Origin of the sequence: Escherichia sp. E2586 (genome assembly GCF_005781105.1) — a bacterium.
Classification (GTDB): Bacteria; Pseudomonadota; Gammaproteobacteria; order Enterobacterales; family Enterobacteriaceae; genus Escherichia.
Map to the genome: position 1 here is coordinate 298,617 of NZ_VATN01000009.1, position 18,663 is coordinate 317,279.

Here is an 18,663-nt window from a genome sequence, read left to right on the forward strand (position 1 = left end):
TTTTTAAGGGTATTTTTCTATGAGTAATGTTATTGCATCGCTTGAAAAGGTACTCCTCCCTTTTGCAGTTAAAATAGGAAAGCAGCCGCACGTTAATGCAATCAAAAACGGTTTTATTCGCTTAATGCCGTTAACCCTCGCAGGGGCGATGTTTGTATTAATTAATAACGTTTTCCTTAGCTTTGGGGAGGGGTCGTTTTTTTATTCCTTAGGTATTCGCCTCGACGCCTCGACCATTGAAACACTCAATGGTCTGAAAGGTATTGGCGGAAATGTTTATAACGGAACATTGGGGATTATGTCTTTAATGGCACCGTTCTTTATCGGCATGGCGCTGGCAGAAGAGCGTAAAGTCGATGCGCTGGCAGCGGGATTGTTATCCGTTGCGGCGTTTATGACCGTCACGCCTTATAGCGTCGGCGAGGCTTATGCCATCGGCGCTAATTGGTTAGGCGGCGCGAATATCATCTCCGGGATTATTATCGGCCTGGTGGTGGCAGAAATGTTTACCTTTATTGTCCGCCGCAACTGGGTAATTCGACTGCCCGATAGCGTACCTGCGTCGGTATCGCGTTCTTTCTCTGCATTGATTCCCGGCTTTATTATTCTTTCCGTGATGGGGATTATTGCCTGGGCGCTGACGACCTGGGGCACAAACTTCCATCAGATCATCATGGATACCATCTCGACGCCGCTGGCATCGTTGGGTAGCGTGGTCGGCTGGGCGTATGTGATTTTTGTTCCACTGCTGTGGTTCTTCGGTATTCACGGCGCGCTGGCGCTGACTGCACTGGACAACGGCATCATGACGCCGTGGGCGTTGGAAAACATTGCGACCTACCAGCAATATGGTTCCGTCGAAGCGGCATTAGCTGCCGGTAAGACCTTCCATATCTGGGCCAAGCCGATGCTGGACTCCTTTATTTTCCTCGGTGGTAGTGGCGCGACCCTGGGCCTGATTTTGGCTATCTTTATTGCTTCTCGCCGTGCTGATTATCGTCAGGTGGCAAAACTGGCTCTGCCGTCCGGCATCTTCCAGATTAACGAACCGATTCTGTTTGGTCTGCCGATTATTATGAACCCGGTGATGTTTATCCCGTTTGTGCTGGTACAACCGATTCTGGCGGCAATCACCCTGGCGGCATATTACATGGGCATTATTCCACCAGTGACCAACATTGCGCCGTGGACCATGCCAACCGGTCTGGGAGCCTTCTTTAACACCAACGGTAGCGTCGCCGCCTTACTGGTCGCACTCTTCAACCTCGGTATCGCCACGCTGATTTATCTGCCATTTGTTGTGGTGGCTAACAAAGCACAAAACGTGATTGATAAAGAAGAGAGTGAAGAAGATATTGCTAACGCGCTGAAATTTTAATCGATATCGGCACAGGTAACGCTGTGCCGGGTAAGGAAAGTGAGGAACTGAGTATGATGGATCTCGACAATATCCCGGATACGCAAACCGAAGCCGAAGAACTGGAAGAAGTGGTGATGGGGCTTATCATCAACTCCGGGCAGGCGCGCAGTCTGGCGTATGCGGCGCTGAAACAGGCAAAGCAGGGCGATTTTGCGGCAGCAAAAGCGATGATGGATCAGTCACGAATGGCGTTGAATGAAGCGCATCTGGTACAGACGAAACTGATTGAAGGCGATGCGGGCGAAGGTAAGATGAAAGTGAGTCTGGTGCTGGTCCACGCTCAGGATCATTTAATGACCTCAATGCTTGCACGTGAACTGATTAGCGAATTAATTGAGCTTCATGAAAAATTGAAGGCATAAGGAGTTGATGATGCAGTCAGTGATTAACGCGCCGGAAATTGCCACAGCCCGTGAACAACAACTGTTTAATGGCAAAAACTTCCATGTGTTTATCTACAACAAAACTGAGAGTATCAGTGGGCTGCATCAACACGACTATTATGAATTCACCCTGGTGTTAACTGGTCGTTATTACCAGGAGATAAACGGTAAACGCGTGTTGCTGGAGCGGGGCGATTTTGTCTTTATTCCGTTGGGCTCGCACCATCAAAGTTTTTATGAGTTTGGCGCCACGCGTATATTAAATGTTGGGATCAGCAAACGTTTTTTTGAGCAGCATTATCTGCCGTTGTTGCCTTATTGCTTTGTCGCATCACAGGTATACCGGACCAATAGCGCTTTTCTCACCTATGTGGAAACGGTCATCTCTTCACTGAATTTCCGTGAAACCGGGCTGGAAGAGTTTGTTGAGACAGTGACTTTTTATGTTATCAACCGCTTACGTCATTACCGAGAAGAACAGGTAATTGATGATGTGCCTCAGTGGCTGAAAAGCACGGTTGAAAAGATGCATGATAAAGAGCAGTTTAGTGAAAATGCGTTGGAAAATATGGTGATACTGTCGGCGAAATCGCAGGAATATTTGACGCGTGCGACCCAGCGATATTATGGCAAAACGCCAATGCAAATTATTAATGAAGTTCGCATTAATTTTGCCAAAAAACAACTGGAAATGACTAACTATTCGGTAACAGATATTGCATTTGAAGCCGGTTATAGTAGCCCCAGTCTGTTTATTAAAACGTTTAAGAAATTGACCTCGTTTACACCCAATAGCTATCGTAAAAAATTGACTGAATTTAATCAGTAGCCATTGTATCAGAACACTAAATTTACATGCTTGCTCTGTATAACCTGGTGTTTCCGGGTTATTCCTGACTTAACGGCAGGCACGACGAATATCAGTATTTCCTAATGAAGGGAGAAATTATGAGCCAGAAATTAAAAGTCGTCACTATTGGTGGCGGGAGCAGCTATACCCCGGAATTACTGGAAGGGTTTATTAAACGTTATCACGAATTGCCGGTGAGTGAATTATGGCTGGTTGACATCGAAGAGGGTAAAGCGAAGCTGGATATTATTTTCGATCTCTGCCAGCGGATGATTGATAACGCTGGTGTACCAATGAAGCTTTATAAAACGCTTGATCGCCGCGAAGCATTGAAAAATGCCGATTTCGTCACCACCCAGCTGCGCGTAGGTCAATTACCAGCACGCGAACTCGATGAACGTATTCCGTTAAGTCATGGTTATCTCGGCCAGGAAACCAACGGTGCAGGTGGCCTGTTTAAAGGTCTGCGTACTATTCCGGTGATTTTTGACATAGTCAAAGATGTTGAAGAACTCTGCCCCAATGCCTGGGTGATTAACTTTACGAACCCAGCGGGAATGGTCACCGAAGCCGTTTATCGTCATACCGGATTTAAACGCTTTATCGGCGTGTGTAATATTCCGATTGGCATGAAGATGTTTATCAGCGATGTTTTAGCGTTGAATGAGAACGATGATTTATCTATCGATCTGTTCGGGCTGAACCACATGGTGTTTATTAAAGATGTTCTGGTAAATGGCAAGTCTCGCTTTGCCGAATTGCTTGATGGTGTGGCATCCGGGCAGTTAAAAGCGTCTGGCGTAAAAAATATTTTCGATCTGCCGTTTAGCGAAGGCTTAATTCGCTCACTGAATCTGTTGCCGTGCTCGTATCTGCTTTATTACTTCAAGCAAAAAGAGATGCTGGCGATTGAAATGGGTGAGTATTATAAAGGCGGTGCACGTGCACAGGTGGTACAGAAAGTCGAGAAACAACTCTTTGACCTGTATAAAAATCCGGACCTGAAAGTTAAGCCGAAAGAACTGGAACAGCGCGGCGGGGCATATTACTCAGATGCGGCGTGTGAAGTGATTAATGCTATCTACAACGACAAGCAAGCGGAACATTACGTTAATATCCCGCATCATGGGCATATTGATAATATTCCGGCAGACTGGGCGGTAGAAATGACCTGTACACTGGGGCGCGATGGCGCGACGCCACATCCACGCATTACACACTTCGATGACAAAGTGATGGGCTTGATTCATACCATCAAAGGTTTTGAGATTGCCGCCAGTCACGCAGCCCTTAGCGGTGAATTTAACGATGTGTTACTGGCGCTCAACCTTAGCCCGCTGGTGCATTCCGATCGTGACGCGGAACTGCTGGCAAGAGAGATGATTCTGGCGCATGAGAAGTGGTTGCCAAACTTTGCTGACTGCATTGCAGAACTCAAAAAAGCACATTAACTGAGGCTGAATATGGAACGCTTACTGATTGTTAATGCTGATGACTTTGGCTTAAGTAGAGGCCAGAACTACGGCATTATCGAGGCCTGTCGTAATGGTATTGTCACCTCAACGACGGCGCTGGTGAATGGGGAAGCTATCGACCATGCGGTGCGGTTAAGTCGTGATGAGCCGAGTCTGGCAGTTGGGATGCACTTTGTCCTTACACTGGGTAAGCCGCTGACTGAGATGCCTGGGCTGACCCGGCAAGGTGTGTTGGGGAAATGGATCTGGCAGCTGGCAGAAGACGATGCCTTACCACTGGAAGAAATTTCCCAGGAACTCGCCAGCCAGTATCTGCGATTCATTGAATTGTTTGGCCGCAAACCAACACATCTTGATAGTCATCATCATGTGCATATGTTCCCGCAGATTTTCCCGATTGTGGCGAAGTTTGCGGCTGAAGAGGAGATTGCGTTGCGTATTGATCGCCAGCCAGTATTTAACGACGGTGATTTACCCGCAAATCTGCGCAGTTCACAGGGCTTCAGTAGTGCATTCTATGGTGAAGAGATCAGTGAATCACTGCTCCTGCAAGTGTTGGATGATTCCAGTCATCGCGGTGAACGCTCACTGGAAGTGATGTGCCATCCTGCGTTTGTCGATAATACAATTCGCCAGAGTGCTTACTGTTTCCCACGGTTAGCGGAACTGGATGTGTTAACGTCGGCGTCGTTGAAGTATGCCATTGCCGAGCGTGGTTATCGGTTGGGTAGTTATCTGGATGTGTAGGTAAGGCTGTTTTGCCGGATGCGGCGTAAACACCTTGTTCGGCATACAATATATTGAAATTTCAAAGCATTATGAGCATCCGGTAAGCCTGATAAACGCAGCGCATCAGGCAAAGGTGGCGCAATTGCGCCACCCATATTTACGCCGGAATTTTGTCAATCTTAGGCATACGTGACCAGACGCGGTGCGCCGCCATTAGCGTTAACAGTTCATCCATAAAACTACCGTCGGCGCTGTCGGCTTCCACAACCCCTTCTTCACCTTTGTCATCCACCTTAATTGTCGCTTTGAACTTGCGGGCGTCTCCCGCCAGCGCAATCGGTTTAAGGTGTTTGTAGGCTTCCATCAGGTAATAGTTCGCATCGCCGTTGTCTGCGATATCCGCAATATTACCGCAAGGGACAATGACCGCATCCACCGTCAGCGAAGGCGCTCCGGCAAAGGTAGCAGCAATTGGCAATACTGTGCCGTCATCGGTGGTCACTTCGCCCATCCGTGAATAAAGCAGTTTGGCATGAACGCCTTTGGCTTTCAGCGCCTTGAGAATGGCCAGCAGGTCTGCCGATCTCACTTCATCATTAAGCAAAATCGCTACCACACGGCCTTTGACATCACCGTCAGGAATGGCATACAGGCTTAATGTTGGGGCATTTTTCAGACCGTTGATGTCTGGTGGTGGGGTAATATTCAGTTGTTCATCAGTCAGTTCGATACCGAGATTTTCAGCCACAGCCTGCGCCAGAGTGAGATCGATATGTGCCAGTTGATCAACGACGCGTTCACGAATATACGGACGAGCAACTTTGCTCAATTCAAAGCTGAAAGCGTCGATAATGTGGCGCTGTTCAAACGGCGTCTGGCTTAGCCAGAACAGACGCGGATGGGAATAATATTCGCCAAACGATGGGCTACGCTCGCGGACTTTGTTGCCTTCAACACGTTCCTGGTATGATTCAAATCCGCCGCGTTTCGGCCCCGGCGGTGTTTCGCGCGGCCAGTTGTCGTTGATCGAGTTTGGTTCGTAGTTTGCCGGATTGGTGTCGATTCCCATGCGGTGCATGCCGTCACGCTGGAAATTATGGTAAGGGCAGATCGGGCGGTTAATCGGAATTTCATGGAAATTTGGCCCACCAAGACGACTAATTTGTGTATCGGTATAAGAGAACAAACGCCCCTGCAATAACGGGTCGTTGGTGAAATCCAGACCGGGGACAATATGCCCTGGATGGAAAGCTACCTGTTCGTTTTCGGCAAAGAAGTTATCCGGGTTGCGGTTAAGCACCATTTTGCCGACGCGCTGTACTGGCACCAGTTCTTCCGGAATAAGTTTGGTTGGATCGAGAAGGTCGAAATCAAACTTGAATTCGTCTTCTTCCGGGATTAACTGGAAGCCCAGTTCGTATTCCGGGAAATCGCCTGCTTCAATGGCTTCCCACAGCTCACGGCGGTGGAAGTCCGGGTCACGTCCGGTGAGTTTCTGCGCTTCATCCCATACCAGCGAGGCTTTACCTGCCAGAGGTTTCCAGTGGAAACGCACAAACGTCGCTTTCCCTTCGGCGTTAATCAGGCGGAAAGTGTGGATGCCGAAACCTTCCATCGTACGGTAGCTGCGCGGGATCCCGCGATCCGACATCGCCCATATCACGTTATGCAGCGTTTCCGGTTGCAGGGAAACATAATCCCAGAATGTGTCGTGGGCGCTACCTCCCTGTGGGAGCGCCCAGTGCGGTTCCGGTTTTACCGCATGAACAAAATCGGGGAATTTATGCGCATCCTGAATAAAGAAGATCGGCGTGTTGTTGCCGACAAGGTCAAAAATACCCTCTTCAGTATAGAATTTGGTGGCAAAACCGCGAATATCACGCACGGTATCTGCCGAGCCAGCACCACCCTGAACGGTCGAGAAACGGACAAATACTGGGGTGATTTTGTTCGGGTCAGACAGGAAGTCGGCTTTGGTAATATCGCTTAAGTTTTTATACGGCTGGAAATAACCATGAGCCGCAGATCCTCGCGCATGAACAATACGTTCCGGGATACGCTCATGGTCAAAGTGAGTGATCTTCTCGCGCAGAATAAAATCTTCCAGCAGCGTTGGACCACGGCTACCGGCACGCAGTGAGTTTTGATCGTCAGCGATGCGCACGCCCTGATTGGTGGTCAGCGCATAATTTTCACTACCTTTACGTACATCTTGCAGGGAATTGAGTTTTTCATTACGCGTATCAGGGGCTTTCAGACTGCCAGGCGCGGTCGGCTGCGCGCCTGGCGGGGTCGGTTCAGCCGCTGGGCGATGAGAGCCGTCCTCAGGTGCCAGTGAGTCCATTCCTGGTTTCGCTTCGTTCGAGTCGTGCAGGGGGGACTGGTGCTGATGTGGGGTCTTTTCGTTATGTTGCGACATTGAACTCGTCTCCTTATTTCATTGCTGAAAGGGCCGCTTTTTTGGTCAAAAAACCCTCTAACTATAGACCATCGGGGATGTCTCGCTCTGGAGGTGGTGTCGGCGAAAGTATTTGAAGATGTACGCAAAGCAGGACGGACGTGGGCTAAATCGGCTAAACTACATTTTTTCTGATTTTTAATATGCGTTTAGTGAAGCCAGTAATGAAGAAACCGCTACGTCAGCAAAACCGCCCGATTATTAGCTATGTCCCGCGCACGGAACCTGCGCCGCCGGAGCATGCGATTAAAATGGATTCGTTTCGTGATGTCTGGATATTACGTGGCAAATATGTAGCGTTTGTTCTGGTGGGGGAGTCATTCTTGCGCTCACCGGCGTTTAGTGTGCCGGAGGCGGCCCAGCGATGGGCGAATCAGATTCGACAAGAGAATGAGGTCGAAGAGTAAAAAAACGCCTGTCGGGATGACAGGCGTTTTGCGTTATAAGCCAGGGTTAACGGTGAGCCAGTTCGGCATCATCTTCGCTATCCAGAATAGATTTATCGGTCTGCTTCAGCCACTGGCTGGTCAGTGTACCTGCGGTCATAGAACCGCTGACGTTCAGTGCCGTACGGCCCATATCGATAAGTGGTTCAACGGAAATTAACAATGCCACCAGCGTTACCGGCAAGCCCATTGCAGGGAGTACAATCAGTGCGGCGAATGTTGCACCGCCACCAACGCCTGCAACACCTGCTGAACTCACAGTGACGATACCAACGAGTGTCGCAATCCACATTGGGTCTAGCGGATTAATGCCAACAGTAGGCGCAACCATCACTGCCAGCATTGCCGGATACAGCCCGGCACAGCCGTTTTGACCAATGGTCGCGCCGAAAGAGGCGGCGAAACTGGCGATGGATTCAGGAACACCCAGACGACGCGTTTGTGCTTCTACATTCAGCGGAATAGACGCAGCACTGGAGCGGCTGGTGAAGGCAAACGTCAGCACTGGCCATACTTTACGGAAGTATTTCAGCGGGCTTACGCCATTAATGCCCAGCAGAATGCCATGCACTGCAAACATAATGATAAGACCGAGGTAGGACGCGACAACGAAGCTACCCAGTTTAATGATGTCTTGCAGGTTGGAGCCAGCAACGACTTTGGTCATCAGTGCCAGAACGCCGTATGGCGTCAGTTGCATGACCAGGCGAACCAGTTTCATCACCCAGCTTTGCAGCGTATCGATAGCGGTTAAGACTCGTTCACCTTTCGGCGCATCATCTTTCAGCAGTTTCAGTGCTGCAACGCCCAGGAAAGCCGCAAAAATTACCACGCTGATAATTGACGTCGGATTGGCACCGGTCAGATCGGCAAACGGGTTTTTCGGGATAAAGGACAAGACAAGCTGCGGAACGCTCAGGTCAGAGACTTTACCGACATAGTTGCTTTCGATAGCGTTCAGACGCGCAGTTTCAGCGCCACCCTGAACCAGCCCCTCAGCTGTCAGACCAAACAGATTAGTGACCAGTACACCGACCAGCGCCGCAATCAGCGTGGTAAACAGTAGCGTACCAATAGTCAGAAAACTGATTTTGCCTAGTTGAGACGCGTTATGCAGACGGGCAACCGCACTTAAAATGGAGGCAAATACCAGCGGCATGACGATCATTTGCAGTAGCTGAACATAGCCGTTACCGACAATGTTAAACCACTGAACAGAATCTTTAAGTACCTGGCTGTCAGAACCATAAATGGTATGCAGGGCAAGGCCAAAAACCACCCCCATCACCAGACCTACCAGCACTTTTTTGGCCAGACTCCACTGTTTGTGGCGGGTTTGGGCCAGCGCAAACAGCAGCACAACGAACACTATGATGTTCGCAATTAATGGAAAGTTCATCCCCGTTCTCCTGATCTTATTATTTCTATCGCTACGCAGTAGCCATAGTGTTGAAGCAAGATTAACAGAACTGTGAGCTGGCTCTTATATTCAAATGGAATGGCTTATTCCAGAAAAGCGATTTTTGTTTTTTTAGTATTCAACCTGATGCTTAATAAGGCGATGAAACTCGATCTGCAAGGTATTAATCATTTGCGATGACCAACGCACGGCACTGTTTTCGGGCAGTGAATGGGGCATCCACACTGACCAGACAAACAACGCCATGCAGAGAAAACGTTCTAACTGGTTGCCTTTTTGTGGAACCAGAATTGGTAGACGGAAACGCCATCGGCACGGCCAGAGTAGGGGAACGCCAGCAGGGGTCAGCATATCAGCAAGGATATGACTCAAATAACCGAGAACCATACCTTGCAGAGCATCAGCTGGAATAAACCAGCTTTCCGGAACTTTCAGATAAAAGGTCGCCAGTAGAGCAAACACCGCCAGCAGACTGTGGGTGAAGCCACGGTGACCAAAAGCGCGGGCAATGGGTTTTGATATCCACTTTAATCGCTGCCCAAGAAACGACTTTGGATGGTCAATATCCGGTAACAGACAAGTTAATATTGCGGAAGGGACAATATGCCACCAGTCACCCTGTGCCAGCACGGGTGTAAGCTCGGCATTTTTAGCAAACACCGCACAAGCAATAGAAAAGAGGAGGTGACCTTCCGCCGTCATGATAAAACTCACTAAACTGTCGATACGTACAGTATAGGGTTTTTGTACAGTGCGCGGAAGTGGTGACGGTGTAACTCTTCATCATAATATGATGATAAAATCATCAGTTGAACGTGATTTCAGATAAGCAACCAGGGGCCGTGTCACCACGCCCCTTTTTATTAGCCGAGGAGGTCCTTCGCGGTGAGTTCTGTCAAGGATGAAAGTTTTACATTCGCCAACACAAAACGTGGATCATTTTGCGCTTCTGGTGCAGGAACGACGATGGAGCGCATTCGTGCTGCCTTCGAGGCGATCATGCCATTAACAGAGTCTTCCAGCGCCACGCAGGCGATTGGGTCAACGCCCAGTTTTGCTGCGCAGTCGAGATAAACCTGCGGATGTGGCTTGCTATAAGGCAATTTTTCGGCGGAGGCGAGGGCATCGAAACTGTCACGTAGGTCAAACATGGCCAGCACTTTTTCAAGCATATGCAGCGGTGACGCTGAGGCCAGGCCGACCAATAAGCCCTGCGCTTTACATAAAGCAACGGCTTCACGCACGCCAGGCAGTAATGGACGCGTCTCTTCAACCAGCGAAATGGCACGGGCAATTACCCGATCGACCACTTCCTGACGACTCGGTCCATTCCACGGTTGCCGGGCATACCAGAGATCAACCACCATATCGATGCGTAAACCTAAGGTGTCCGGTAGCTCATTACGACGGGAGATGTCCACCCCCAGGCTTGCCATCACATCCAGTTCGGCCCGATCCCATAATGGTTCGGAATCGATAAGTAATCCATCCATATCAAAAATTGCAGCAAGAATCTGTCGTGGGGTTGACATTACAACCTCTCCTTTAGAGCATTATGTGTAAGGTATTAAGCAGTGCTTATGATTAAGCGCCTATCATATCGCCTTTAAAGAATGGGCGAAAACAGATATCTACAGGTAAACTAAGTGAATCGACGCGTCTTAATCAAGGAGAACTCATGACGTATCAACAAGCTGGACGCATTGCTATTTTGAAAAGGATTTTCGGTTGGGTGATTTTTATACCAACACTTGTTTCCACGTTGATTTCCTTGCTGAAGTTTATGAATATCCGGCAAGAAACCCAGGAAGGTATTAATGCGGTAATGCTCGACTTTGCCCATGTCATGATCGATATGATGCAAGCGAATACGCCTTTTTTGAATCTGTTCTGGTATAACTCGCCGACGCCCAATTTTAATGGTGGTGTGAACGTTATGTTCTGGGTGATCTTTATCCTGATTTTTGTCGGTCTGGCGTTGCAAGACTCTGGAGCACGCATGAGTCGTCAGGTGCGCTTCTTGCGCGAAGGCGTTGAAGATCAACTCATTCTGGAGAAGGCTAAAGGGGAAGAGGGGTTAACGCGTGAACAGATCGAGTCGCGCATTGTCGTTCCACGCCATACTATCTTCACACAGTTTTTTTCACTCTATATCCTGCCGGTCATTTGTATTGCTGCGGGATACGTGTTCTTTTCTCTGCTCGGTTTCATTTAATACAAAGGCCGCGCGGTGCGGCCATTATCATCGACTCCCGTCACGCGGCTAACAATCTATCCAATGATTGTTGAGCAATAACCAGATGTTGACCACCAAACAACCTTGCACGGTTTAGCAAAGTGTAAAGCTGGTAAATCGGTTGGCGTTCGAGGAAATCGGTCGGTAGCGGTGACACTGATTGATAACCATCATAGATTTGCGGAGGCTGTTCGGTATGTAGCGGCAACATCGCCAGATCGCACTCTCTGTCGCCCCAGTAACAAGCAGGGTCGAAAATATACGGACCATTCGGACCTAGCGCACAATTCCCTGACCATAGATCGCCGTGTAACAGTGATGGTTGCGGCTGATGTGAGGCCAGGCGCTGCTGGATATGCTCGACGATGGCGTCGATATTGCCGAAGGCGATCCCTTTTTCTGCTGCCAGCTCCAGTTGCCAGCCAATCCGTTGTTCAGCAAAAAACGTTGACCAACGGCGTTGCCAGGTATTGGGTTGAGGGGTAGTAGAAAGGGCGTTATCGAAATCGAGGCCAAATTGTGGCTGGTCGCTCCATTGATGTAGATGCGCAATTTGCTGCCCTAAAATAAAGGCGTTATGTGCATCCAACGGCCGAGGAGGGAGATAATCCATCACTAGAAAACTGTAGTCACGGTCAGCGCCAACTGCCCACACCCGGGGTACGGTGACGGTTTTACTGCGAGACAATAACTCCAGTTGGTCGGCTTCGGCGGTAAAACCGGGAAGCAATTCTCTTTCATCACATTTGACGAAAAAGTCACGTCCTGCATAGCGCAAATGCCATGCGGCATGGACTTCCCCGCCAGGCAGTTCATTACGCAGTTCGATTTCGCCTTCACCTAACTGCTCGCTCAAAAGACGACTGATTACCTGCCACATGATGTCTCTCCCATGCTGTCTGCCAGATCATAAGGTTAGCGCAAGAATAAGGTGTAAAAACACGAGCTAACGCACACCACAGACTGATTATTGCCCAAAAATCTTTATTTGTTGCTATTCCATTCCTCCCAGGTGGTGATCCTTATCTCGGGGTCTTTGCCTGTAGCACTCTGGGCGAGTCCGGCAACGAGTTCTCTTATCTCATCTTCGTTTTGCGTACTGATAAGTCCAAAGGTATTCGTCCCGAGTTCATGGATATTCCCATCATCGTCTGTCATGGTCAGTGAAAAGCCATCGCGTGTCAGAAAGTTATTTAACTCATTAATTTCAGTTAATGTATCTTCATGCAACATGACGGTAATGACATAACGGGCAAGATCGCCACCAGCCATAATTCACCTCTTTGTTATCACGTGATTTTTTAGCATAGTCGCAGAAACGCATTGCTGACAGGTTTGTGGTGATTCCCCCAACCGAGGGGGGAATGTCTCGATTAGCGGGAAAGGTAAGCGTAAATTTTTTGTGTATCGTCATGGGAGCACAGGCGTGTTCCTTGATTGAGTGTTGCGGCACTACCGGCAGCCACGCCAAAACGAACCATTTCATCAAGCGAGGCATTTTCTGCCAGCTTCAGCGTCATAGCCCCAACCATACTGTCGCCAGCACCGACGGTACTTTGGCTTTTTAGCGGCGGTGGCACAACCTGAATGCAGTTTTCGCTATCTACCCCCAACGCTCCTTGTGGACCAAGGGAAACGACGACCCGTTTGGCCTTACCACTATTAACAATTTCCTGCGCGGCTTTACGCACATCATCGGGTTGAGTGAGTTCGCGACCTACCAGTGCGCTGAGTTCTTTTTGGTTAGGTTTAACTAACTCGATATTGCCAATCGCCAGTGCTGCGCTTAAGGCTTCGCCGGAACTGTCGACGATGCAGCATATTCCTTGTTTTTGCGCAGCAGAAATAAGCTGCGTTAACTTTTCCAGTTTCACGCCTGGTGGCAGGCTTCCACTAATAACCAGAATAGCCCCTGACTCGATTTCCAGAACTTGTTCTTCAAGTTGACGAAATTCATCTTCGCTTAAAGCTGCGCCGGGCATGACAAAGCGATACTGCTCACCGCTGGATTCCACATGTACATGCAGATTCTGGCGGGTCCAGTCCTTCGCTTCGACAGTGGCAACAGGGACATTTTCATCGGCCAGCAGAGCGACGAGATGTTCGCCGGTCGCGCCGCCGGCCGGGAATATAGCCGTCGCGCTCCCGCCCAGATGAGCAATAGCGCGAGCGACATTAATACCGCCACCACCTGGTTCAAACACGGGGGCAGTACAGCGCAGTTTTCCTTCGGGGTAAATTTGCGGGGTAATTGTTGCGCTATCGAGAGAGGGCGCAAGTGTCAACGTATAGATACGTACCATCATTTCCTCCTATAGGCTGATTTCAGTCTGGCACTGAATCAGTGGAAAGTGAAGGAATTAACAATATGATTTATTAGATATTTATATAAAATTAATAAGGTAAAGATATATAAATAAATATCTGTTTTCGCAACGCGCTTATTCAAAAAATGAAATAAGAAGTCATTGCTAAGTTTTTCACTCCTTTTTATAATTTGTCACCTTTCCAGGGACGCTACTCTTTGATCCTTAAGAAAGTTTCCGGGACCGCGATGGTCTCTTTTTTTGTTGTACGGACTTTTAATAAATGAAGCTTTTGAAGACAGTTCCTGCCATCGTTATGTTGGCGGGGGGTATGTTTGCGTCTCTGAATGCAACTGCCGATGATTCCGTTTTTACTGTCATGGACGATCCTGCCAGCGCAAAAAAACCTTTCGAAGGTAATCTTAACGCAGGTTACCTTGCACAATCAGGCAACACGAAAAGTTCCTCTCTGACGGCTGATACCACTATGACCTGGTATGGGCAGACGACTGCCTGGTCGCTGTGGGGAAATGCCAGCAATACTTCTTCTAATGATGAGCGTTCTTCGGAAAAATATGCAGTAGGTGGTCGTAGCCGTTTTAATTTAACTGATTATGATTATTTGTTTGGTCAGGCAAGTTGGCTGACAGACCGTTATAACGGTTATCGGGAACGAGATGTATTGACTGCGGGTTATGGTCGCCAGTTTTTAAATGGCCCGGTACACAGCTTCCGTTTTGAATTCGGCCCTGGCGTGCGTTACGACAAATATACCGATAATGCCAGTAAAACGCAGCCGCTGGGGTATGCCTCCGGAGCTTATGCGTGGCAGTTGACCGACAACGCTAAATTTACCCAGGGGGTATCGGTTTTTGGTGCTGAAGACACTACGCTGAACTCGGAAAGTGCATTAAATGTTGCCATCAATGAACATTTCGGTCTGAAGGTGGCCTACAACGTTACATGGAACTCTGAACCGCCTGAGTCTGCGCCGGAACATACCGATCGCCGCACCACGTTATCGCTGGGCTACAGGATGTAATAATGTGCCGGGCCGTGTTCTGCGGTCTGGCTGCATTGTTTGTTGATAGCGCCCCACCATTCAGCCCCAAATCATCGCTGCCCAGCGCAGCAACAGCATCGCGCCGCAAATAGACAGCAGGACGACCACCATCTTCCAGTGTTTTTTGTTGAAACGTTTTGTCGGCATGCGTTTTTCCAGGGGATTTCCAGTCTTCAATAATCGAGTGTAACAAAAGGGTCAGGTGTTGCCTGTATTGATTTATATCATATCAAACATGATGATTGTCGCTTTGCCCGATAACAATTACCGTGTAAACTGCCAAGCGGTATTATCAGAAAGTGGGTGTAGGTCTGGCATCGCCAATCAGCATGCTGTGACATATTTCGCAGAGTGAAGCGGGAATCAGCCCAAACCTTTTTGATAAATTTCATATGAATCTTTGTATGTGATCTTTCGTGTGGGTCACCACTGCAAATAAGGATATAACATGCCTGTTATTACTCTTCCTGATGGCAGCCAACGCCATTACGACCACGCTGTAAGCCCCATGGATGTTGCGCTGGACATTGGTCCAGGTCTGGCAAAAGCCTGTATCGCAGGGCGCGTTAATGGCGAACTGGTAGATGCGTGCGATTTGATTGAAAACGACGCTAAACTGGCGATCATTACCGCTAAAGACGAAGAAGGTCTGGAGATCATTCGTCACTCCTGTGCGCACCTGTTAGGGCACGCAATTAAACAACTTTGGCCGCATACCAAAATGGCAATCGGCCCGGTTATTGACAACGGTTTCTATTACGACGTTGATCTTGACCGCACGTTAACCCAGGAAGATGTCGAAGCACTCGAGAAGCGGATGCATGAGCTTGCTGAGAAAAACTACGACGTCATTAAGAAGAAAGTCAGCTGGCACGAAGCGCGTGAAACGTTCGTTAAACGCGGCGAGAGCTATAAAGTCTCCATCCTGGACGAAAACATCGCCCATGATGACCAGCCTGGCCTCTATTTCCACGAAGAATATGTCGATATGTGCCGCGGTCCGCACGTACCGAATATGCGTTTCTGCCACCATTTCAAACTGATGAAAACGGCAGGGGCCTACTGGCGCGGCGACAGCAACAACAAAATGTTGCAACGTATTTATGGTACTGCGTGGGCAGATAAAAAAGCCCTCAACGCGTATCTGCAGCGTCTGGAAGAAGCCGCTAAACGCGACCACCGTAAAATCGGTAAACAGCTCGACCTGTACCATATGCAGGAAGAAGCGCCGGGTATGGTGTTCTGGCACAATGACGGCTGGACCATCTTCCGTGAACTGGAAGTGTTCGTTCGCTCTAAACTGAAAGAGTACCAGTATCAGGAAGTTAAAGGCCCGTTTATGATGGACCGCGTCCTGTGGGAAAAAACCGGTCACTGGGAAAACTATAAAGATGCAATGTTCACCACCTCTTCTGAGAACCGTGAATACTGCATTAAGCCGATGAACTGTCCGGGTCACGTACAAATCTTTAACCAGGGGCTGAAGTCGTATCGCGATCTGCCGCTGCGTATGGCCGAGTTCGGTAGCTGCCACCGTAACGAGCCGTCAGGATCCCTGCACGGCCTGATGCGCGTGCGTGGTTTTACCCAGGATGACGCGCATATCTTCTGTACTGAAGAACAAATTCGCGATGAAGTTAACGGATGTATCCGTTTAGTCTATGATATGTACAGCACTTTTGGCTTCGAGAAGATCGTGGTCAAGCTTTCCACTCGTCCTGAAAAACGTATTGGCAGTGACGAAATGTGGGATCGTGCTGAGGCGGACCTGGCAGTTGCGCTGGAAGAAAACAACATCCCGTTTGAGTATCAACTGGGTGAAGGCGCGTTCTACGGTCCGAAAATTGAATTTACCCTGTATGACTGCCTCGATCGTGCATGGCAGTGCGGTACAGTACAGCTGGACTTCTCCTTACCGTCTCGTCTGAGCGCTTCCTATGTAGGCGAAGACAACGAGCGTAAGGTTCCGGTAATGATTCACCGTGCAATTCTTGGGTCGATGGAACGTTTCATCGGTATCCTGACCGAAGAGTTCGCTGGTTTCTTCCCGACCTGGCTTGCGCCGGTTCAGGTTGTTATCATGAACATTACGGATTCACAGTCTGAATACGTTAACGAATTGACGCAAAAACTATCAAATGCGGGCATTCGTGTTAAAGCAGACTTGAGAAATGAGAAGATTGGCTTTAAAATCCGCGAGCACACTTTGCGTCGCGTCCCATATATGTTGGTCTGTGGTGATAAAGAGGTGGAATCTGGCAAAGTTGCCGTTCGCACCCGCCGTGGTAAAGACCTGGGAAGCATGGACGTAAATGAAGTGATCGAGAAGCTGCAACAAGAGATTCGCAGCCGCAGTCTTAAACAATTGGAGGAATAAGGTATTAAAGGCGGAAAACGAGTTCAAACGGCGCGTCCTAACCGTATCAATGGCGAAATTCGCGCCCAGGAAGTTCGCTTAACAGGTTTGGAAGGCGAGCAGCTTGGTATTGTGAGTCTGAGAGAAGCTCTGGAGAAAGCTGAAGAAGCCGGAGTAGACTTAGTCGAGATCAGCCCTAACGCCGAGCCGCCGGTTTGTCGTATAATGGATTACGGCAAATTCCTCTATGAAAAGAGCAAGTCTTCTAAGGAACAGAAGAAAAAGCAAAAAGTTATCCAGGTTAAGGAAATTAAATTCCGTCCTGGTACAGATGAAGGCGACTATCAGGTAAAACTCCGCAGCCTGATTCGCTTTCTCGAAGAGGGTGATAAAGCCAAAATCACGCTGCGTTTCCGCGGTCGTGAGATGGCGCACCAGCAAATCGGTATGGAAGTGCTTAATCGCGTGAAAGACGATTTGCAAGAACTGGCAGTGGTCGAATCCTTCCCAACGAAGATCGAAGGCCGCCAGATGATCATGGTGCTCGCTCCTAAGAAGAAACAGTAAGGCCATCAAGTAATCATTCCTGTGGGCCTCGGCTCACAGGGTGATTCGCCTTTGTTTCTGTTTATCAACAATGCGAAGTGGAAGTTATTAAAATGCCAAAAATTAAGACCGTACGCGGTGCTGCTAAGCGCTTCAAAAAAACCGGTAAAGGTGGTTTTAAGCACAAGCACGCTAACCTGCGTCACATTCTGACCAAAAAAGCGACCAAACGTAAACGTCACCTGCGTCCGAAAGCCATGGTTTCCAAAGGCGATCTGGGCTTGGTAATCGCGTGCCTGCCGTACGCATAAGCCGTTAACGTTTTTTAACTTTTTAATTAGAATATAGATACAGGAGAGCACATATGGCTCGCGTAAAACGTGGTGTTATTGCACGCGCACGTCACAAGAAAATTTTGAAACAAGCTAAAGGCTACTACGGTGCGCGTTCTCGCGTATACCGCGTTGCCTTCCAGGCTGTTATCAAAGCTGGTCAGTATGCTTACCGTGACCGTCGTCAACGTAAGCGTCAGTTCCGTCAACTGTGGATTGCGCGTATCAACGCAGCAGCACGTCAGAACGGTATTTCTTACAGCAAATTCATCAATGGCCTGAAAAAAGCCTCTGTTGAAATCGACCGTAAGATCCTGGCTGATATCGCAGTATTCGACAAAGTAGCGTTCACCGCTCTGGTTGAAAAAGCGAAAGCAGCTCTGGCATAAGCCAGTTGAAAGAGGGAGCTAGTCTCCCTCTTTTCGTTTCAACACCATCAAAACATTGACTTTTATCGCCGTAGCCTTTTCAATAAAGGTCTTTTGAAAAGTACCAAAAGGTAACGCAAGCAATGAATGCTGCTATTTTCCGCTTCTTTTTTTACTTTAGCACCTGACTCCAGGAGGCTAGCGCGTGAGAAGAGAAACGGAAAACAGCGCCTGAAAGCCTCCCAGTGGAGGCTTTTTTTGTATGCGCGTTTTGA

Annotated in this window: 21 protein-coding genes and 1 other annotated feature; of the genes, 13 read left to right on the plus strand and 8 right to left on the minus strand. The window is 48.7% G+C overall.

Annotated elements, in window-relative coordinates:
* Positions 1–19: 19 nt before the first annotated feature.
* The 5 genes from chbC to chbG all read left to right on the plus strand — a co-directional run bounded on the left by chbC (position 20) and on the right by chbG (position 4,875).
* Positions 20–1,378 carry a PTS N,N'-diacetylchitobiose transporter subunit IIC gene (gene chbC / locus FEK50_RS11365; protein WP_131161169.1) on the plus strand — a complete coding sequence of 453 codons (1,359 nt, stop codon included), beginning with the start codon at positions 20–22 and terminating at the stop codon, positions 1,376–1,378.
* A 53-nt stretch (positions 1,379–1,431) separates the two neighbouring features.
* The gene (gene chbA, locus FEK50_RS11370) at positions 1,432–1,782 is read left to right on the plus strand and encodes a PTS N,N'-diacetylchitobiose transporter subunit IIA (protein WP_064529165.1); all 351 of its coding nucleotides are present in this window, start codon (positions 1,432–1,434) and stop codon (positions 1,780–1,782) included.
* Positions 1,783–1,789: 7 nt separating this feature from the next.
* Positions 1,790–2,632: a transcriptional regulator ChbR gene (gene chbR / locus FEK50_RS11375; RefSeq protein ID WP_171025403.1), complete on the plus strand. Its 843-nt coding sequence runs from the start codon at positions 1,790–1,792 to the stop codon at positions 2,630–2,632.
* A gap of 119 nt (positions 2,633–2,751) precedes the next feature.
* Positions 2,752–4,104 (plus strand): 6-phospho-beta-glucosidase, encoded by a 1,353-nt coding sequence (gene celF / locus FEK50_RS11380; protein WP_131161170.1) that lies wholly within the window; start codon positions 2,752–2,754, stop codon positions 4,102–4,104.
* A gap of 12 nt (positions 4,105–4,116) precedes the next feature.
* Positions 4,117–4,875, plus strand: a complete 759-nt coding sequence (gene chbG, locus FEK50_RS11385) for a chitin disaccharide deacetylase (RefSeq protein ID WP_131161171.1) — start codon at positions 4,117–4,119, stop codon at positions 4,873–4,875.
* Between the two features lie 139 nt (positions 4,876–5,014).
* Here chbG and katE read toward each other — a convergent pair whose 3' ends face one another.
* Positions 5,015–7,276: a catalase HPII gene (gene katE, locus FEK50_RS11390; RefSeq protein ID WP_131161172.1), complete on the minus strand. Its 2,262-nt coding sequence runs from the start codon at positions 7,274–7,276 to the stop codon at positions 5,015–5,017.
* A gap of 182 nt (positions 7,277–7,458) precedes the next feature.
* On the opposite strand from katE, the gene cedA reads away from it, so the two are divergent.
* Positions 7,459–7,722 carry a cell division activator CedA gene (gene cedA, locus FEK50_RS11395; protein WP_130208300.1) on the plus strand — a complete coding sequence of 88 codons (264 nt, stop codon included), beginning with the start codon at positions 7,459–7,461 and terminating at the stop codon, positions 7,720–7,722.
* 46 nt (positions 7,723–7,768) lie between these two features.
* Here the strand turns inward: cedA and tcyP are convergent, their stop codons facing one another.
* The 3 genes from tcyP to hxpB form a co-directional block, all read right to left on the minus strand.
* A complete protein-coding gene (gene tcyP / locus FEK50_RS11400; protein ID WP_064529160.1) occupies positions 7,769–9,160 on the minus strand; it encodes a cystine/sulfocysteine:cation symporter in 1,392 nt (463 codons plus the stop codon).
* Between the two features lie 132 nt (positions 9,161–9,292).
* Complete coding sequence (locus tag FEK50_RS11405; protein WP_064529159.1) at positions 9,293–9,883, minus strand: metal-dependent hydrolase; 591 nt, start codon at positions 9,881–9,883, stop codon at positions 9,293–9,295.
* Positions 9,884–10,044: 161 nt separating this feature from the next.
* Positions 10,045–10,713, minus strand: a complete 669-nt coding sequence (hxpB, locus tag FEK50_RS11410) for a hexitol phosphatase HxpB (RefSeq protein WP_130218883.1) — start codon at positions 10,711–10,713, stop codon at positions 10,045–10,047.
* Between the two features lie 146 nt (positions 10,714–10,859).
* Here hxpB and FEK50_RS11415 point away from each other — a divergent pair, with 146 nt between their 5' ends.
* Positions 10,860–11,396 carry a YniB family protein gene (locus FEK50_RS11415; RefSeq protein WP_130208294.1) on the plus strand — a complete coding sequence of 179 codons (537 nt, stop codon included), beginning with the start codon at positions 10,860–10,862 and terminating at the stop codon, positions 11,394–11,396.
* 40 nt (positions 11,397–11,436) lie between these two features.
* Here the strand turns inward: FEK50_RS11415 and FEK50_RS11420 are convergent, their stop codons facing one another.
* The 3 genes from FEK50_RS11420 to pfkB all read right to left on the minus strand — a co-directional run bounded on the left by FEK50_RS11420 (position 11,437) and on the right by pfkB (position 13,720).
* Entirely contained in the window at positions 11,437–12,297 is an 861-nt protein-coding gene (locus tag FEK50_RS11420; protein ID WP_130208292.1) for a fructosamine kinase family protein, read from the minus strand.
* A 104-nt stretch (positions 12,298–12,401) separates the two neighbouring features.
* Complete coding sequence (gene ghoS / locus FEK50_RS11425) at positions 12,402–12,689, minus strand: type V toxin-antitoxin system endoribonuclease antitoxin GhoS (protein ID WP_131161173.1); 288 nt, start codon at positions 12,687–12,689, stop codon at positions 12,402–12,404.
* A gap of 101 nt (positions 12,690–12,790) precedes the next feature.
* Complete coding sequence (pfkB, locus tag FEK50_RS11430) at positions 12,791–13,720, minus strand: 6-phosphofructokinase II (RefSeq protein WP_131161213.1); 930 nt, start codon at positions 13,718–13,720, stop codon at positions 12,791–12,793.
* A gap of 286 nt (positions 13,721–14,006) precedes the next feature.
* On the opposite strand from pfkB, the gene FEK50_RS11435 reads away from it, so the two are divergent.
* Positions 14,007–14,765 carry a YdiY family protein gene (locus tag FEK50_RS11435; protein WP_131161174.1) on the plus strand — a complete coding sequence of 253 codons (759 nt, stop codon included), beginning with the start codon at positions 14,007–14,009 and terminating at the stop codon, positions 14,763–14,765.
* A gap of 60 nt (positions 14,766–14,825) precedes the next feature.
* Here the strand turns inward: FEK50_RS11435 and yniD are convergent, their stop codons facing one another.
* Positions 14,826–14,933 (minus strand): small membrane protein YniD, encoded by a 108-nt coding sequence (gene yniD / locus FEK50_RS11440; protein WP_064529152.1) that lies wholly within the window; start codon positions 14,931–14,933, stop codon positions 14,826–14,828.
* 301 nt (positions 14,934–15,234) lie between these two features.
* Here yniD and thrS point away from each other — a divergent pair, with 301 nt between their 5' ends.
* The 5 genes from thrS (at position 15,235) to pheM (ending at position 18,576) form a co-directional block, all read left to right on the plus strand.
* Positions 15,235–17,163 carry a threonine--tRNA ligase gene (gene thrS, locus FEK50_RS11445; protein WP_130208286.1) on the plus strand — a complete coding sequence of 643 codons (1,929 nt, stop codon included), beginning with the start codon at positions 15,235–15,237 and terminating at the stop codon, positions 17,161–17,163.
* A gap of 3 nt (positions 17,164–17,166) precedes the next feature.
* Positions 17,167–17,709, plus strand: a complete 543-nt coding sequence (gene infC / locus FEK50_RS11450; RefSeq protein ID WP_001700733.1) for a translation initiation factor IF-3 — start codon at positions 17,167–17,169, stop codon at positions 17,707–17,709.
* A gap of 92 nt (positions 17,710–17,801) precedes the next feature.
* Complete coding sequence (gene rpmI, locus FEK50_RS11455; RefSeq protein ID WP_001124225.1) at positions 17,802–17,999, plus strand: 50S ribosomal protein L35; 198 nt, start codon at positions 17,802–17,804, stop codon at positions 17,997–17,999.
* A 53-nt stretch (positions 18,000–18,052) separates the two neighbouring features.
* A complete protein-coding gene (gene rplT, locus FEK50_RS11460; protein WP_000124850.1) occupies positions 18,053–18,409 on the plus strand; it encodes a 50S ribosomal protein L20 in 357 nt (118 codons plus the stop codon).
* A gap of 116 nt (positions 18,410–18,525) precedes the next feature.
* Positions 18,526–18,650: a sequence feature (Phe leader region), on the plus strand.
* A complete protein-coding gene (gene pheM, locus FEK50_RS24195; protein ID WP_001386830.1) occupies positions 18,532–18,576 on the plus strand; it encodes a pheST operon leader peptide PheM in 45 nt (14 codons plus the stop codon). It overlaps the preceding feature by 45 nt.
* Positions 18,651–18,663: the final 13 nt, after the last annotated feature.

Bases quoted from the DNA above. Each gene is read 5' to 3' on its own strand.
- chbC (WP_131161169.1), top strand. From the start codon at position 20: ATGAGTAATGTTATTGCATCGCTTGAAAAGGTACTCCTCCCTTTTGCA.
- chbA (WP_064529165.1), top strand. From the start codon at position 1,432: ATGATGGATCTCGACAATATCCCGGATACGCAAACCGAAGCCGAAGAA.
- chbR (WP_171025403.1), top strand. From the start codon at position 1,790: ATGATGCAGTCAGTGATTAACGCGCCGGAAATTGCCACAGCCCGTGAA.
- celF (WP_131161170.1), top strand. From the start codon at position 2,752: ATGAGCCAGAAATTAAAAGTCGTCACTATTGGTGGCGGGAGCAGCTAT.
- chbG (WP_131161171.1), top strand. From the start codon at position 4,117: ATGGAACGCTTACTGATTGTTAATGCTGATGACTTTGGCTTAAGTAGA.
- katE (WP_131161172.1), bottom strand. From the start codon at position 7,276: ATGTCGCAACATAACGAAAAGACCCCACATCAGCACCAGTCCCCCCTG.
- cedA (WP_130208300.1), top strand. From the start codon at position 7,459: ATGCGTTTAGTGAAGCCAGTAATGAAGAAACCGCTACGTCAGCAAAAC.
- tcyP (WP_064529160.1), bottom strand. From the start codon at position 9,160: ATGAACTTTCCATTAATTGCGAACATCATAGTGTTCGTTGTGCTGCTG.
- FEK50_RS11405 (WP_064529159.1), bottom strand. From the start codon at position 9,883: ATGACGGCGGAAGGTCACCTCCTCTTTTCTATTGCTTGTGCGGTGTTT.
- hxpB (WP_130218883.1), bottom strand. From the start codon at position 10,713: ATGTCAACCCCACGACAGATTCTTGCTGCAATTTTTGATATGGATGGA.
- FEK50_RS11415 (WP_130208294.1), top strand. From the start codon at position 10,860: ATGACGTATCAACAAGCTGGACGCATTGCTATTTTGAAAAGGATTTTC.
- FEK50_RS11420 (WP_130208292.1), bottom strand. From the start codon at position 12,297: ATGTGGCAGGTAATCAGTCGTCTTTTGAGCGAGCAGTTAGGTGAAGGC.
- ghoS (WP_131161173.1), bottom strand. From the start codon at position 12,689: ATGGCTGGTGGCGATCTTGCCCGTTATGTCATTACCGTCATGTTGCAT.
- pfkB (WP_131161213.1), bottom strand. From the start codon at position 13,720: ATGGTACGTATCTATACGTTGACACTTGCGCCCTCTCTCGATAGCGCA.
- FEK50_RS11435 (WP_131161174.1), top strand. From the start codon at position 14,007: ATGAAGCTTTTGAAGACAGTTCCTGCCATCGTTATGTTGGCGGGGGGT.
- yniD (WP_064529152.1), bottom strand. From the start codon at position 14,933: ATGCCGACAAAACGTTTCAACAAAAAACACTGGAAGATGGTGGTCGTC.
- thrS (WP_130208286.1), top strand. From the start codon at position 15,235: ATGCCTGTTATTACTCTTCCTGATGGCAGCCAACGCCATTACGACCAC.
- rpmI (WP_001124225.1), top strand. From the start codon at position 17,802: ATGCCAAAAATTAAGACCGTACGCGGTGCTGCTAAGCGCTTCAAAAAA.
- rplT (WP_000124850.1), top strand. From the start codon at position 18,053: ATGGCTCGCGTAAAACGTGGTGTTATTGCACGCGCACGTCACAAGAAA.